18 protein-coding genes are annotated in these 13,296 nt (G+C 69.5%); 10 read left to right on the forward strand and 8 right to left on the reverse strand.

All coding sequences use genetic code 11. From position 1 onward, the window contains the following. Positions 1 to 3: 3 nt before the first annotated feature. The gene (locus ACZ5ZX_RS03750; RefSeq protein WP_465500505.1) at positions 4 to 897 is read left to right on the forward strand and encodes an SWIM zinc finger family protein; all 894 of its coding nucleotides are present in this window, start codon (positions 4 to 6) and stop codon (positions 895 to 897) included. Here ACZ5ZX_RS03750 and ACZ5ZX_RS03755 read toward each other — a convergent pair. Continuing rightward, positions 894 to 1,886, reverse strand: coding sequence for a tetratricopeptide repeat protein (locus ACZ5ZX_RS03755; protein WP_465500506.1), 993 nt, complete (start codon positions 1,884 to 1,886; stop codon positions 894 to 896). The genes ACZ5ZX_RS03750 and ACZ5ZX_RS03755 overlap by 4 nt on opposite strands. Before the next feature lie 177 nt (positions 1,887 to 2,063). Here ACZ5ZX_RS03755 and ACZ5ZX_RS03760 point away from each other — a divergent pair, with 177 nt between their 5' ends. Then, positions 2,064 to 2,711, forward strand: coding sequence for an HNH endonuclease family protein (locus ACZ5ZX_RS03760; protein ID WP_465501031.1), 648 nt, complete (start codon positions 2,064 to 2,066; stop codon positions 2,709 to 2,711). Positions 2,712 to 2,739: 28 nt separating this feature from the next. Next, the gene (locus ACZ5ZX_RS03765) at positions 2,740 to 3,378 is read left to right on the forward strand and encodes an alpha/beta fold hydrolase (protein ID WP_465500507.1); all 639 of its coding nucleotides are present in this window, start codon (positions 2,740 to 2,742) and stop codon (positions 3,376 to 3,378) included. A 1-nt stretch (position 3,379) separates the two neighbouring features. Here ACZ5ZX_RS03765 and ACZ5ZX_RS03770 read toward each other — a convergent pair whose 3' ends face one another. Together ACZ5ZX_RS03770 and ACZ5ZX_RS03775 are read right to left on the reverse strand one after the other, a co-directional pair. Then, entirely contained in the window at positions 3,380 to 4,015 is a 636-nt protein-coding gene (locus ACZ5ZX_RS03770) for a nitroreductase family protein (RefSeq protein WP_465501032.1), read from the reverse strand. Between the two features lie 41 nt (positions 4,016 to 4,056). Beyond that, entirely contained in the window at positions 4,057 to 5,040 is a 984-nt protein-coding gene (locus ACZ5ZX_RS03775; RefSeq protein WP_465500508.1) for an aldo/keto reductase, read from the reverse strand. A 59-nt stretch (positions 5,041 to 5,099) separates the two neighbouring features. Between ACZ5ZX_RS03775 and ACZ5ZX_RS03780 the strand changes: the two genes are divergently transcribed. Continuing rightward, a complete protein-coding gene (locus ACZ5ZX_RS03780) occupies positions 5,100 to 5,573 on the forward strand; it encodes a MarR family winged helix-turn-helix transcriptional regulator (RefSeq protein WP_465501033.1) in 474 nt (157 codons plus the stop codon). On the opposite strand, the gene ACZ5ZX_RS03785 is transcribed toward ACZ5ZX_RS03780, so the two are convergent. From ACZ5ZX_RS03785 to ACZ5ZX_RS03795, 3 genes are all read right to left on the reverse strand, one after another. Beyond that, the gene (locus tag ACZ5ZX_RS03785) at positions 5,545 to 5,967 is read right to left on the reverse strand and encodes an ATP-binding protein (RefSeq protein ID WP_465500509.1); all 423 of its coding nucleotides are present in this window, start codon (positions 5,965 to 5,967) and stop codon (positions 5,545 to 5,547) included. The two genes, ACZ5ZX_RS03780 and ACZ5ZX_RS03785, sit on opposite strands and share 29 nt — an antisense overlap. 78 nt (positions 5,968 to 6,045) lie before the next feature. After that, a complete protein-coding gene (locus tag ACZ5ZX_RS03790) occupies positions 6,046 to 6,819 on the reverse strand; it encodes a SigB/SigF/SigG family RNA polymerase sigma factor (protein WP_465500510.1) in 774 nt (257 codons plus the stop codon). Continuing rightward, the gene (locus tag ACZ5ZX_RS03795; RefSeq protein WP_005149761.1) at positions 6,816 to 7,232 is read right to left on the reverse strand and encodes an ATP-binding protein; all 417 of its coding nucleotides are present in this window, start codon (positions 7,230 to 7,232) and stop codon (positions 6,816 to 6,818) included. Before ACZ5ZX_RS03795 ends, ACZ5ZX_RS03790 begins: the two co-directional genes overlap by 4 nt. Positions 7,233 to 7,424: 192 nt before the next feature. On the opposite strand from ACZ5ZX_RS03795, the gene ACZ5ZX_RS03800 reads away from it, so the two are divergent. The 6 genes from ACZ5ZX_RS03800 (at position 7,425) to ACZ5ZX_RS03825 (ending at position 10,691) form a co-directional block, all read left to right on the forward strand. Further along, on the forward strand, positions 7,425 to 7,733 hold the full coding sequence (locus ACZ5ZX_RS03800) for a WhiB family transcriptional regulator (RefSeq protein WP_125780715.1): 309 nt from the start codon (positions 7,425 to 7,427) through the stop codon (positions 7,731 to 7,733). Between the two features lie 214 nt (positions 7,734 to 7,947). After that, positions 7,948 to 8,301, forward strand: a complete 354-nt coding sequence (locus ACZ5ZX_RS03805; protein ID WP_465500511.1) for an STAS domain-containing protein — start codon at positions 7,948 to 7,950, stop codon at positions 8,299 to 8,301. A 54-nt stretch (positions 8,302 to 8,355) separates the two neighbouring features. Further along, positions 8,356 to 9,141 (forward strand): metal-dependent hydrolase, encoded by a 786-nt coding sequence (locus ACZ5ZX_RS03810; protein WP_465501034.1) that lies wholly within the window; start codon positions 8,356 to 8,358, stop codon positions 9,139 to 9,141. A 63-nt stretch (positions 9,142 to 9,204) separates the two neighbouring features. Beyond that, complete coding sequence (locus tag ACZ5ZX_RS03815; protein ID WP_465500512.1) at positions 9,205 to 9,780, forward strand: TetR/AcrR family transcriptional regulator; 576 nt, start codon at positions 9,205 to 9,207, stop codon at positions 9,778 to 9,780. 53 nt (positions 9,781 to 9,833) lie between these two features. After that, positions 9,834 to 10,175: a hypothetical protein gene (locus ACZ5ZX_RS03820; protein ID WP_465500513.1), complete on the forward strand. Its 342-nt coding sequence runs from the start codon at positions 9,834 to 9,836 to the stop codon at positions 10,173 to 10,175. Positions 10,176 to 10,211: 36 nt separating this feature from the next. Next, positions 10,212 to 10,691 (forward strand): hypothetical protein, encoded by a 480-nt coding sequence (locus ACZ5ZX_RS03825; RefSeq protein ID WP_465500514.1) that lies wholly within the window; start codon positions 10,212 to 10,214, stop codon positions 10,689 to 10,691. Between the two features lie 41 nt (positions 10,692 to 10,732). Here the strand turns inward: ACZ5ZX_RS03825 and ACZ5ZX_RS03830 are convergent, their stop codons facing one another. Continuing rightward, positions 10,733 to 12,373 carry an ABC transporter permease gene (locus tag ACZ5ZX_RS03830; protein WP_465500515.1) on the reverse strand — a complete coding sequence of 547 codons (1,641 nt, stop codon included), beginning with the start codon at positions 12,371 to 12,373 and terminating at the stop codon, positions 10,733 to 10,735. Further along, positions 12,370 to 13,266: an ABC transporter ATP-binding protein gene (locus tag ACZ5ZX_RS03835; protein ID WP_465500516.1), complete on the reverse strand. Its 897-nt coding sequence runs from the start codon at positions 13,264 to 13,266 to the stop codon at positions 12,370 to 12,372. Before ACZ5ZX_RS03835 ends, ACZ5ZX_RS03830 begins: the two co-directional genes overlap by 4 nt. Between the last annotated feature and the right edge of the window lie 30 nt (positions 13,267 to 13,296).

Below are 13,296 nucleotides of genomic sequence, written 5' to 3' on the forward strand. Positions count from 1 at the left end.
CCGGTGACGTGGTTCAGCGAGGACGAACTCCGCAGGCAGGCCGGTGACGTCTCGTTCGCGCGCGGGGCCAAGTACCTGGAGTCGGTCGAGACGCTGGACGACGTCGCGGGCGGGGTCACGGCGGTGGTCAGCGGCACCGACCGGTACACGGTCCGGTTGCGCAACGTCGACGGCGAGCTGGTCGGCGAGTGCTCCTGCCCGCACGCGGCGGACGGCTTCTTCTGCAAGCACTGCGTGGCCGTCGGTCTGCTCGTCCTCGAAGGCGCGGCGGACGGCGGCGCGGCCGACATCCGCGGGTACGTCGAAACCCTCACCCGCGCCGAGTTGGTCGAGCTCCTCGTCGGGCACGCGAACGAGGATCCGGTCCTGTTCCGCAAGCTGTCGCTCAAGGCGGGCCGCGACGACCTCGACGCGTTGCGGCGTCATGTCGAGGGGACGTTGCGGTTGCGGGGTTTCGTCGGGTTCCAGGGCACGCTCGCGTACGCCGAGAAGGTCCGCGAGGTGCTCGCCACCGCCGAAGAGATCATGGACGGGCCGCTGTTGTGCCGCGTCGTCGAGCTGGTCGTGGAGGCGCTGGACTTCGTCGACGACTCCTTCGGGACGCTTAGCGACGAGGTGAGAAAGGCGCTCGCGTTGTACGCCGAGGCCTGCGCGGACTCGCCGCCGGAGCCCAAGGAACTGGCGGAATGGTTGCTCCGTCTCGATCTCGACGGTTCGGGCCGCGTCGACGTGAGTATCGCGGACTTCACCGCCGGGCTCGGTTTCGAAGGCCTCGCGGTGTTCCGCGCCGGCGTCGAGGAGCGGTGGCGGCTCGACGACGGCGAGGACCCGTACCGCAGCCGCAAACTCCAGCGGCTGCGCGAAGGCTTCGCGGCGATGCGGAACTGGCAGGCCTAGAACCGCTGGCGGTTGCGGTACAGCTCCTCCAGATCCCGTCGCCCGGCCTCGTCGCCGGTGTCGGCGGCCGCCCGGAACCAGTGCTCCGCCTCCTGGAAGTTCCCGTGGTCCGCGGCGAGCCTGCCGAGGTTGGTGTACGCGGGGACGCTGCCGAGTTCGGCGGCCTTCCGGTACCAGGCGGTGGCTTCGCCGGGATCGTTCCGGTCGTTGGCGAGTACGCCGAGGTTCGTCATCGCCGCGGCGTCGCCCCGTTTCGCGGCCTTCAGGTACCAATGCTCGGCGGCGTCGAGTTCACCCCGCCGGTGCAGCACCAGGCCGAGGCGGACGGCGGCATCGGGAGCGCCGGCCGCCGCGGCCGCGCGGTAGCAGCTTTCGGCGCGCGTCAGGTCGTCCTGTTGCTGGGCCTGGTGGCCGAGTTTGCACAGCGCGCCCGCGTCGGCCTCTTCACCCGCCCGGCGCCACCACGGTTCCGCTTCCCGCGTGCGTCCGGTGTCGCACAACAGCGCGCCGAGCGTGATCATCCCTTCGACGTTGCCCGCCTCCGCGGCCTGTCCCGCCCAGTGCTCGGCCTCCTGGCGTTCGCCGCGCCGGTGCAGCAACCGCCCCAGTTCCGCCATCGCCTCGACCCGGCCTTCGCCCGCGGCCCGGCGCCACCAATCCTCCGCGTCGTCCAGATCCCCTCGCCGCGCGCAGAGATTTCCCAGCTGCGCCATGGCATGCGAATCACCGGCCGTCGCCGCTTCCCGGTACCAGCGTTCGGCCTGTTCGGGCGCGCCGCGTTCGCGCAGGAGGTGCGCCAGGTTGCCCATCGCGACCCGGTCCCCGCCGGCGGCGGCCTTGCGGAACCACGCCTCGGCCTCATCGAGGTCACCGCGTTCCAGCGCGGTGGATCCCATCCGTGCCATGGCGATCACGTGCCCGCGCTCCGCGGCCTTCCGGTTCAGATAGTCGTCGACCCGGGTGTTCCATTTGCGTTTTTCGGCGCCCACAAACCCGCTCCTTCCGGCAGCGTCCTTGGGGTAGTCGCTGATCAGGGTCGCGATGTGACAACAACTACCTGCTGTCATCGTCGTGTCGCACCCGGTTTCCGCACGCGGTACGGCGATACTGGGTCGCTCCCCAACCCCGTCGAGAGGAATCGCGCGGTGGCCACGCGTACCCGGCAGATGACCACGGCGCAGCGACTGCTCCTGCTGATCACGCTCTTCGCCGTGGTGCTCGCGGTGTTCTGGTTCGTGTCCGGCAAGGGCGCCGCGCTGCAGCCGACGCCTTCGAACCCGGCGAGCGCCGCCGACGCGCGCAAGCAGCTGGACGAGCTCACCGTCGCGCCGCGCGGTTCGATGGACGGCTACGACCGCAAGAAGTACCCGCACTGGGACAACCAGGGGAACAACTGCAACACACGCGAGTTCGTCCTCAAGCGGGACGGCAAGGACGTCAAGGCCGGTGCCGACTGCGCCCCGACCTCCGGCAGCTGGACCAGCATCTACGACGGCGAGACCTGGACCAAGCCGGACGACGTCGACATCGACCACATGGTCCCGCTCGCCCAAAGCTGGGTCAGCGGCGCGAAATCGTGGACCGACGAGAAGCGGCGGCAGTTCGCGAACGACCTGACCCGGCCGCAGCTGTTCGCCGTCACCGACAACGTCAACCAGGAGAAGAGCGACAAGGCGCCGGACCAGTGGAAGCCGCCGCTCGTGTCCTTCTGGTGCACCTACGCCACGGACTGGATCACCGTGAAGCATTACTACGGCCTTACGATCACCACGGCGGAGAAGAGCGCACTGAGCGACATGCTCGGTCGTTGCTGATCCGCCCGTCTTCGGCTTAGCTGAGCCGATGGGGACTTTCGTACTGATCCACGGCGGTGGCGGCAGCGCCTGGGACTTCCACCTGCTGGAAGCGGAACTCACCGGCCGAGGACACGACGTCGTCGCGGTGGACCTGCCGATCGAAGACGAGAAGGCGGGCTTCGCCGAGCATGTCGACACCGTCACGAAGGCGATCGGCGACCGCGGCGACCTGGTGGTGCTCGGCCATTCCTACGGCGGTTTCACCGCGCCGCTGGTCGCGGAGAAGCACTCGGCACGGCTGCTCGTCCTGTTGACGCCGATGATCCCGAAGCCGGGCGAGACGCCGGGGGATTGGTGGGGCAACACCGGTTTCCAGGACGCGAAGGACCTCAGCGACGAGGAAAAGTTCTTCAACGGCGTCCCGGCGGACCTCGTCGCGGAGGCAGGCTCGCACGGCAGGAACCAGGTCAGCGCCGAGTGGGGACAGCCGTGGCCGCTGGAAAAATGGCCGGACGTCCCGACGAAGGTCCTCATCGCGCGCGAAGACCGGTTCTTCACGCCTGAGTTCCAGCGCCGGGTCGTCCAGGAGAGGCTCGGTTTCGCGCCCGACGAGATCGAGGGCTCGCATTCCGTGCCGTTGAGCCATCCGAAGGCCTTGGCGGACCGACTGGAGTCCTACCTGTAGCTCACCAACGGTCCAGGTGCATGACGTCTTCGAGCGGCTGACGCGGGGCCGGCTTGAAGGTGTCGCCGGTGTAGAACGCCGTGGGGATCAGCGCGGCCTGGTGCACGTTCTCCGGCAGGCCGAGGATCTCCGCGGCCTCCTTCTCGTACTTGAGGTGCAGCGTCGTCCACGCCGTGCCGAGGGTGACCGCACGCGCCGCGAGCATGTAGCTCCACACCGCGGGCAGCAGGTTCCCCCACAGCCCGGCCTGGTTGCCGGACGGCAGCTCGGCGCTCTTGGTCTCCAGGCACGGGATGACGTGCACCGGCACCTCGCCCATCTTGTCGGCCAGGTACTCGACGCTGGAACCGACGCGCTTCTGGACCTTCGAGCGCTCCGGGTCGTCCGCGAACAGTTTCCCGGCCGCGTGCGGGGAATCCAGGTACTCACGGCACGCCCGCTGGTAGAGCTTGCCGAGGTCGGCCCGCTGCCCCGGATCGGTGATCACGAGCCAGTGCCAGCGCTGGGTGTTCGAACCACTCGGTGCCTGCAACGCGACCTGCAGGGCGTGTTTCACCAGCTCAAGCGGAACCGGCCGGGTGAGGTCGAGTCGTTTGCGGACGGTCCGGGTGGTCGTCAGCAGCTCTTCGGGCGTCATCATCCCGCGATTATGTCGCCGTCACCCAGGTTCTGCCGAGATCACCAACGCGGATGGATCAACGGTTTCAACAGCTCGTCGTAGACCTCTTCGACCGCGGCCGTGGCCTCGGCCGTCAGCGGTGCCGTCCCGGCCGCCGAACTGTTCGCCCGCGCCTGCTCCGCGTTGCGCGCGCCGGGGATGACGACGCTGACACCGGGCCGGTCGATGATCCACCGCAGCGCGAACCGCGCGAGTGTCCCGCCTTCCGGAACGAACGCCCGCAGGCGTTCCACCGCTTCGAGGCCGACGTCGTACGGAACACCGGAGAAGGTCTCGCCGACGTCGAACGCGGCGCCCTGACGGTTGTAGTTGCGGTGGTCGTCCTCGCCGAAGGTGGTCGAAGCGGTGTAGCGGCCGGAAAGCAGGCCCGACGCGAGCGGGACACGCGCGATGATCCCCGCGCCCGCCTTCTCCGCGGCCGGGAGCACCTGCTCGAGTGGCTTGAGCCGTAAGCAGTTCAGGATGATCTGCACCGAAGCCACGTTCGGCCGCGCGAGCGCCGTCAGGGCCTCTTCGCAGGTCTCGACGCTGACGCCGTACGCCTTGATCCGGCCTTCGTCGACCATCGCGTCGAGGGCGTCGTACACCGCGTCGGACGAGTACACCGGCGTCGGCGGGCAGTGGAGCTGCACGAGATCGAGCGTGTCCATGCCGAGGTTCGCGCGCGAACGGTCGTTCCAGGCGCGGAAGTTCTCGGCGACGTAGTTCTCCGGCGCCTGTTCTTCCCGGCGCCCCATCTTGGTGGCGACGAAGATCGCGTCGTCGCCGCGTTCCGCCCGGAACCGGCCGACGAGCCGTTCGCTGCGGCCGTCGCCGTAGACATCGGCGGTGTCGAAGAAGGTGACCCCGGAATCCGCCGCGGCGTGCAGGACGGCGAGCGCGTCGGCCTCGTCGACCGTGCCCCAGTCCGCGCCCAGCTGCCAGCAGCCGAGCCCCACCACGCCGACGTCCCGGCCGAGCCGGGCGATCTTCCGTGTCTCCATGATCGCCGATCCTAAGTGGGTAGGCTTCGACGGTGGGCACGCCACCGCGCGAACGAGGGATGGGCACGCTGCTGAGGCATGTCCTCGAAGTGACCGAAGCGGACGTCTCCGCGTTCTTCCAGGACATCGGCCTGGGGGAGTACCGCCCGCGGTTCACCCCGGTCGTCCGCGCGATCGTCGCGCGCGGGCCGCTGTCCATCCGCGACCTCGCCGCCGAGGTCGGGGTGACCCATTCAGCGGCCAGCCAGACGGTCGCGCAGATGGCGCGGCAGGACCTCGTCTCGCTCAAACCCGGGACCGACGCCCGGCAGAGGATCGTTTCGCTGACCGAGAAGACGCGACGGCTGATGCCGAAGCTCGAAGCCGAGTGGGCGGCGACCAGTGCCGCGGCCGATCAGCTGGAAGCCGAACTGCCGTACCCGCTCCGGGCGGTGCTGGTGGCCGCCGTCGAGGCCTTGGAGCGGAAGTCGCTCCGGGAACGGATCGGGGAAACGGACGCCGCGCTCAGCCTGCGGCGATCCGATGCAGACTGAAGACCGCCCAGACGTACTTGCCGCCCGCGCACAGTTCGTGTCCCCAGTCCTCGGACAAGGCGTGCACCAGCTGGAGACCGCGGCTGCGTGCCGCCATCGGTGAGGGTTCCTTGAGCTTCGGCCGACCAGAGCCGGAGTCGAAGACCCGCAGAGTGAGCCTGCCTTCGGCGTACTCGACCTCGAGCTTGTCCGGCTTCTCGCCGTGCTCGAAGGCGTTCGTCACGAGTTCGGAGGTCGCCAGCAGGACGTCGTCCACCGAGCGGTCGTCGAAGCCGAGGCTCGCGAGCGTCGCCCGCACCGCCTGCCGCGCGACCGCGGGAGCGGTGACATCGACCGGGAGGGGCAGGGAGACCACCGGCAACGAGTCCTCCGATCGTGTCTTGGACATCGTCATGGTTGCGCACCTCCCCTCGCGAGAGACTCCCAGATCCGGCTGTTCCCCTCCCTGGTACCCACGAGGACGGTGGTCGAATCAAACTCCGTCCGTGAGTTCCGTCTCCGTCAGCCCCTCACGCAGTTTCTGGAGGGTGGAGGCCAGCAGCCGGGACACCTGCATCTGGGAAACCCCGACACGGCGGGCGATATCCGACTGGCTCATCCCGGACCCGAACCGCAGCGCGACGATCTTGCGCTCGCGGTCGGGCAGGCGTTCCAGCATCGGGCGCAGCGCCTCGCGCAACTCCGCCTGGCTCAGGTTGGCGTCCGCCTCGCCGAAGCGGGTGTGCGCCGAGTTCTCCAGCAGATTGTCCAGCGAAGCCCCGTAACGGCCTTGACCGGCGCGGAGACCTTCGAAGACCTCGTCGACGCCGACACCGAGGTGAGCGGCGATCTCACTGGGCTTCGGCGCGCGCGAAAGCCGGATCGTCAGCTCCTCGCGCGCGGCCGAGATGTTCGCGTTGAGCTCCTTGAGCCGCCGCGGGACCCGGACCGACCAGCTGTTGTCACGGAAATGGTGACGCAATTCACCCGAGATGGTCGGTACCGCGAAGGCGAGGAAGTCGCTGCCCTGTGCGGGGTCGAACCGGTCGACGGCGTGGATCAGCCCGATCGTGGCGATCTGGACCAGGTCCTCCATCGACTCGTCACGGTTGCGGAACTTGCGCGCCAGATTGCGCGCGAGTTCCAGATGGGCGCGCACGAGGTCGTCCCGGAGCCGTTCACGCTCGGGGTCTTCCGTGCGCAGCGCGCACATGCGCTCGAACAGGGCCGGAACGTCCGCGCCGTCTTGCCCGACGGGATCGCTCACGGCCGGGCCGCCTCGCTTTCCCGGATGAGCTCGACCCTGGACAGGTAGCCGCCGTCGGCCGGGGTGACACTCCGCCGCGCGGACGTCGCCAGCGCGGTGAGCAACTGCCAGGACAGCCCGGTCTCGTCGTCGGGTTCCGGAGAATCGGACAGGACCGAGACGGTCACCTCGATCCGGCCGTCCTTCCAGGAGAAGACGCAGGTCAAGTGCCCGTCGGCGGCCGAGGGGAGCAGCATGGAGCAGGCCTCGTCCACCGCCATCCGGAGATCCTCGACGGCGTCCAGGTCGAAATCCTGACGCATCGCGATGTCCGCGACGATCGTCCGGAGAGTCGGTACCACGTGCGGCACCGCGGCCGTGCGTACCTCGATGAGTTGAGCGCCCTCGCCGCTGGGCGGGGTGTTGTCCACCACGTGTCGGTCCTCTCTCCGGCTGCGCGCTGCCGTCTGTCCATCCATGCCCCGCCGCCGCCCTCAAACGAGACGCTGCGCGTCACAGATCGATTCAATGCCCTGGGTGTGAGCAAACCAAACCCACGTTTGACTCGCACAGGCGGCGGGCATGTAACGGGCGACAAACGATCTCCTTGGAAGGCGGGGACCGACATGGCTGACGTGAGCCGGCTGCCGAACGTGGTGGCGGAAGAGTGGGATTGGCAGCTCCGTGGGTCGTGCCGAGGCGCCGACAGCAGCTTGTTCTTCCATACGGACAACGAGCGCGGTTCGGCACGTGAGCGGCGCGAATCCCGTGCCAAGGCGATCTGCCAGACCTGCCCCGTGCTGGCGCAGTGCCGCAAGCACGCGTTGGCGGTGCAGGAGCCGTACGGCATCTGGGGTGGTCTCGGTGAGATCGAGCGCCGCGAGTTGTTCCTGCGGGAACGCCGCGCCGGGCGCAAGACGTTGACCGCGCATTGAGCGCGTCCCGGACACCGGTCGGCGACGCGCGCGACGGCGATCGTGGCGCGCCGTCCGGACTGGGTTAGGGTTGGGACTGTCGTTGCGGGGACAGCCACGCCTACCCGCCGAAGAAGAGCGTGCGTCCGTGTCCGGACTGGGCGCGGCCGTAGCTTGAGACCACAGGCGAGCTCCGGCGCTGAGCGCTGGTTCTCACCTGATGAGGAGAATGTGCATGCCCGCAGCGGAGCAGAACACCACGCCGCCCGGTTTCAGCATCACGCTGGAGACCGACGCGTCAGCACCGCGCGTGGTGGTCACCGGTGAGCTCGACCTGTTGACGAGCCCGCAGCTCCAGGAGACCCTCGGGGCCCTGATCACGGACAAACCGTCCGGCCGGGTCGTCGCCGACCTGACCGGGGTGACCTTCTTCGACTCCTCGGCGCTGAACGTGGTGCTCCAGGCGCAGCGCCAGGCCGCCGAGAAGAAGGTGGAGCTCGAAGTGGTGCCCAGCCCGCAGGTGAGCCGAGTGATCGAGCTCACCGGCGTCGCCGAGCACCTCAGCGTGTCGGAAGAGCCCCCCGCCTGATCCCCCGCTACGGTCGTGGGCTCTTGATCCGCGACACCTGGGGGCAGCACGATGATGGGGCGGACGCATGCCCTCACCGGCTGGTGCGCGGGCCTCGCGCTCGCACCCGCCGTCGGGGCGGGCACGGTGCACCAAGCGGTCGTCTTCGCCGCGACCACCGCCGGCTTCGCGCTCCTTCCCGACCTCGACCATCCGGGCGCTCGCGCGTCGAAGCTGCTCGGCTGGTTCACCGGGGCGATCTCGTGGCTGCTGCGCCGCGTTTCGGCCGCCCTGTACGCGCTGACCAAGGGACCTCGGGACGAGAAGGTCACCGGTAAACACCGGCACCTCTCGCACACCGTGCTGTTCGCCGTCGGTCTCGGCTTCCTGACGTCCTGGGGCACCACCGAAGGCGGGCCGTGGGCGGTGTTCGGCGTGGTCGTACTGGGCCTCCTGCTCGCGGAAGGCGCGCTCGGCGACTGGCTCCTGCCGGTCAGCGGCGCCGCGGTCGGCTGGTGGGTGTGGACAGCGCCGCCGGACAAGGCGGCGCAGCTCGCGGAGATCTCCGGCTGGCTCGGTATCGCCGTCGCGGCCGGTTGTTTCGTGCACTGCCTCGGGGACGCGCTGACCGAGTCCGGCTGCCCGTTCCTGTTCCCGATCCCGATCGCGGGCGAGACCTGGTACGAGATCCGGCCGCCGAAACCGCTGCGCTTCCGCACCGGCAAGAACGTCGAGAACCGGTTGATCTTCCCGCTGTTCGCGATCGCCGCGGTGGTGCTGATCCCGGGTGTCTGGGACTACCTCTTCACCACCGTCCAGGGTTTCCTCACACCCGATGGGACGCAGACCGCGGTCCACTGAGGAATGCCTGCGCGGCCGTCGGCGTTGAATCGGAACGCCGGACCCGGTTGACGAGGGAGAACAGTGGACAAGCCCGCGCTGCGCGCCGACGCGCGACGCAACCGAGCGAAGGTGCTCGCGGCGGCCGAAGAGGCCTTCGCCATCGACGGCCTCGCCGTCCCCCTCGACGAGATCGCGCGCATCGCCGGGGTCGGCGCGGGCACGGTCTACCGGCATTTCCCCAGTAAGGAAGCGCTCTTCCAGGCCGTCGTCCTGGAACGCATCGAGCAGTTCGCGCGGGAAGCACGCGACCTGCTGACCGCCGAAGACCCCGGCGCGGTGTTCTTCGACTTCTTCGAACGCGTCGTCAAGCAGGCGTCCCTCAACCGGGCCCTTTGCGACGCGCTCGCCGAGACGACCGGGCTGGGTTTCAAGGCGAGCGCGGGCTCCGACTTCCGGTCGGCACTGCAGGCGCTGCTGCTCCGGGCGCAGGCCGCCGGAGCGGTGCGCGAGGACATCGACGGCGACGACCTGCGCGCCCTGATCGCCGGTTGCCTCGCCGCGGAACGGTATTCGCCGGAACGCAGGCACCTCGTCCGCGTCGTACTCGACGGCCTGCGCACATTCCACTCAAGTTGCACGCTGCGTAACAAAACGTAAGATCAACGCGAGAAGTCCTCGTACCTGCGCTTCGCATGGCGAGGGGGTGCCGGATGTTCGGTCAGGGTCCCACCACCGGTTCCGTCACGGTCGCGGCTCTCGCGGGTCTCGCCACCGGACTGCTCGTCGCCGCGCTCCTCGTGGCAGGCCGCGAACCACAGCCCCGTGTCCACGAAGTCAGTACGACCCCTTCCCCGGCGACGACTTCCCGCTCCGTCGGCCCGGTCACGGTGACCGTGCCGGGCATCGTCGAAGAACCGCTCACGATCACCCATGTCAGCACGCCCCCGCCGAGCACGGTGACCCGGACCGTGACGCCGTCGGCCACTTCGACGTCATCGGCCACCCCGCCGACGCTCCCGCCGAGTTCCGCCACGGAATTCCGGCGCGATTGAGGCAACCAGGACAGCCCCTCGCTCCGTCTGCCCGGTATGCGGCGGCTACCGGTTTTCGTGCTCCTTCTCGCGACACTGACCGCGTGCGGCCAGTCCTCCGGTGACGGCGGTGGTAAAGACTGCCCCGCCCTGGCACTGATGGAGGGCGTGTCCCTCGACGTCCCGCCCGAGGCGGCCGCCGGGCTCAGCCGCGTGAAGCTGGAGTTCTGCTGGGCGGGGAAATGCGTGACCGAAGCCGCCGAGCTGTACCCGGCCAGTCGTACCGAGGACCAGGGCTGCGTGGGCGAAGTGTGCTCGGGGAAGGCGGTGCCGACCGGTGGCAAGTACGCGACCGTGCCCGTCCAGGGCCTGCCGCTCACACCGGTGAAGACCACGGTGACCTTCGACGACGGGAAACCCCACGTCCTCGACGTGACGCCGGTGCTCCATTATCCGGCGGGCGAGGAATGCGGTGGCGGGGTGCCGGTCGTGAAACTGGTCGCCGGGCCGGGCGGCGTGGTGCGGCAAGAACCGTGAAGGCCGCCCCCCGATGAGCGGCCTTCACGGTTTCCCCCTTGCTAGCCGACGTCCCGGCGTCGCCAGCCGGTGACCCCGGCCGCGAGCGCGACCGCCGCCACCCCCGCGAGCCAGATCAGCGGGGTCGCGGTGAACTCCGCGGCGGGCAGTTTCGGAACGTGCGAGAACGGCGAGGCGTCGAGCACCACCTGAGGCAGGTTCAGCACCGGGCCGAACAGGCTGAGCAGCAGGGCCAGCCCGGCGATCGCCCACGCCGCCGTCGAGTACTTCGGCGCCAGGCCGAACAGCGTCACGGCGAGGCCGACGATCACCCACACCGCCGGGAGTTGCGCGAGCGAGGCGACCACCAGGTCGCCGACCGAACCGCCGACGTCCCCGGCCCGCATCCCGTTCGACAGTCCTAAGAGGACACCGCTGACGACCATCATCAGCGCGGTGCCGCCGAAGGCGAACACGAGGTGGCTCCCCAGCACCCGCAGCCTGCCGACCCCCGTGGCGAGCAGCGGCTCGACGCGGATCGCCGTCTCCTCGACGCGGATCCGCAGCGCGGCCTGCACGCCGTAGAGCGCGACGACCATCGCGAACATACCGGCCATCGCCGCCATGAAGGCGTCGACCAGCGCGTCGGTGCCGCCCATCCGCTGGAAGATCTGCCGGGCCTGTTCGCTCTGCCCGACGATGTCGGTGATCCCGTTCGCGACCGAACCGAACACCCCGGCGCAGATCGCCGTCCCGATCAGCCAGCCGATCAACGGCCCTCGGTGCAACCGCCACGCCAGCGCGAACGGGCTCCGCAGCGACGAGGCCGCTTCGGCAGGGCCGGGCCTGGGCGGAAGGAGGCCGGTGCCGACGTCGCGCCGCGGGATCAGCGCGTAACCGATCGCGCCGGCGACCACGGCCCCGGCGAGCGGCAGCAGGAACACCCACCAGCGTTCGTCCGCGAACGGCCGGATCTGCTGCGCCCAGCCGATCGGGGACAGCCACGAGACCCAGCCCGCGTCGGCCGTCGAATCGCCGACCGCGCGGAGCAGGAACGCGACCCCGACGGCTGCGGCGCCGATCCCGTTCGCCGTCCTCGAGTACTCCGCGACCTGGACGGCCACCGCCGCGATCGCGGTGAAGACCAGTCCGGTCGCCGCGGTGGCGCCACCGAGCGCGAAGGCCCCGGCCGACGGCATCTTCGCGCCGATCATCATCGCGGTCTCGATCAGTCCGATGAGGACACTCGCGCCACCGGCGACGAGCACGGCCGCGGTCAGCGCCGAGTACCGGCCGACCACCGCGGACGCCAGCAGTTCGGCGCGGCCGGAGTCCTCCTCCGCCCGCGTGTGCCGCGTGACGGTGAATACCGCCATCAACGCGATGAGCAGCGCCAGGAAGCCGCCGAGCCGCCAGGCGGTGAACCCGCCCGGCGTCGAGAGGTCGAAGGCCGGTCCGTAGATCACCGCGATCGACGGGTTGGCGCCCATGCTCGCGGTGAGCCCGGCGCGTTCGGCCGCCGTCGGGTACAGCGTTTCGAAGGTGCCCGCCGTACTCGACGGCGCGATCCCCAGCAGGACGATCCAGATCGTCAGGATGATCCGGTCCCGTCGCAGCGCCAGCCTGGTCAGCTGCCAGGTGCCGACCAGCAGGGTGGCCGACGATTCGGCCGCGTGCGCGGGCCGGTCGAGCGTCGCGGTCATTTCGCGCTCGCTTCGGCGGTGTAGTGGCGGAGGAACAGTTCCTCCAGCGTCGGCGGCTGGCTGGTCAGGCTGCGGACGCCGACCTCGGTGAGCCGGCGCAGGGCGTCGTCGAGGGAACGGGTTTCGACGTCGAACCGGACCCGGTTGCCCTCGACCTTGAGATCGTGGATGTTCTCCAGCTTGGTCAACCCGTTGGGCGGTCCGGCGAGCTCGGCCGAGATCGTCGTCCTGGTGAGGTGGCGGAGTTCGGCCAGCGTGCCGGTTTCGACGGTGCGGCCGTTGCGGATGATGCTGACCTTGTCGCAGAGCGCTTCGACCTCGGCCAGGATGTGGCTCGACAGCAGTACCGTGCGGCCCTGCTCGCGCTCCTCCTGGATCGCGTACTGGAAGGTGGCCTCCATCAGCGGGTCGAGGCCGGAGGTCGGCTCGTCGAGGATCAGCAGGTCCACGTTCGAGGCCAGCGCGGCCACGATGGCGACCTTCTGCCGGTTGCCCTTGGAGTAGGTGCGCCCCTTCTTCTTGGGGTCGAGGTCGAAACGCTCGATGAGATCCTTGCGGCGGCGCTGATCGAGCCCGCCCCGCAGCCGCCCCAGCAGATCGATCACCTCGCCGCCGGAGAGGTTGGGCCAGAGGTTCACGTCGCCGGGGACGTAGGCCAGGCGCCGGTGCAGGCTCGCCGCGTCCTTCCAGGGATCGCCGCCGAGCAGGCGGACGTCGCCCGAGTCCGCATGGAGCAGGCCGAGCAGGACCCGGACGGTGGTCGACTTCCCCGCCCCGTTCGGACCGAGGAAACCGTGCACCTCCCCAGCGGGTACCCGCAGATCAAGGCCGTCGAGAGCCTTGGTCCGGCCGAAGGATTTGTGGAGGCCGGAGATGGAGATGGCGTTTTCCATGCAGCTGAAGGTACAGTGATTTCACGAAGT

Source organism: Amycolatopsis sp. NPDC033938, from assembly GCF_055575975.1.

Excerpts from the sequence above, each read along its gene's own strand:
- ACZ5ZX_RS03760 (WP_465501031.1), top strand. The coding sequence starts at position 2,064 with ATGACCACGGCGCAGCGACTGCTCCTGCTGATCACGCTCTTCGCCGTG.
- ACZ5ZX_RS03765 (WP_465500507.1), top strand. The coding sequence starts at position 2,740 with ATGGGGACTTTCGTACTGATCCACGGCGGTGGCGGCAGCGCCTGGGAC.
- ACZ5ZX_RS03770 (WP_465501032.1), bottom strand. The coding sequence starts at position 4,015 with ATGACGCCCGAAGAGCTGCTGACGACCACCCGGACCGTCCGCAAACGA.
- ACZ5ZX_RS03775 (WP_465500508.1), bottom strand. The coding sequence starts at position 5,040 with ATGGAGACACGGAAGATCGCCCGGCTCGGCCGGGACGTCGGCGTGGTG.
- ACZ5ZX_RS03780 (WP_465501033.1), top strand. The coding sequence starts at position 5,100 with ATGGGCACGCTGCTGAGGCATGTCCTCGAAGTGACCGAAGCGGACGTC.
- ACZ5ZX_RS03785 (WP_465500509.1), bottom strand. The coding sequence starts at position 5,967 with ATGACGATGTCCAAGACACGATCGGAGGACTCGTTGCCGGTGGTCTCC.
- ACZ5ZX_RS03800 (WP_125780715.1), top strand. The coding sequence starts at position 7,425 with ATGGCTGACGTGAGCCGGCTGCCGAACGTGGTGGCGGAAGAGTGGGAT.
- ACZ5ZX_RS03805 (WP_465500511.1), top strand. The coding sequence starts at position 7,948 with ATGCCCGCAGCGGAGCAGAACACCACGCCGCCCGGTTTCAGCATCACG.
- ACZ5ZX_RS03810 (WP_465501034.1), top strand. The coding sequence starts at position 8,356 with ATGGGGCGGACGCATGCCCTCACCGGCTGGTGCGCGGGCCTCGCGCTC.
- ACZ5ZX_RS03820 (WP_465500513.1), top strand. The coding sequence starts at position 9,834 with ATGTTCGGTCAGGGTCCCACCACCGGTTCCGTCACGGTCGCGGCTCTC.
- ACZ5ZX_RS03825 (WP_465500514.1), top strand. The coding sequence starts at position 10,212 with ATGCGGCGGCTACCGGTTTTCGTGCTCCTTCTCGCGACACTGACCGCG.
- ACZ5ZX_RS03830 (WP_465500515.1), bottom strand. The coding sequence starts at position 12,373 with ATGACCGCGACGCTCGACCGGCCCGCGCACGCGGCCGAATCGTCGGCC.
- ACZ5ZX_RS03835 (WP_465500516.1), bottom strand. The coding sequence starts at position 13,266 with ATGGAAAACGCCATCTCCATCTCCGGCCTCCACAAATCCTTCGGCCGG.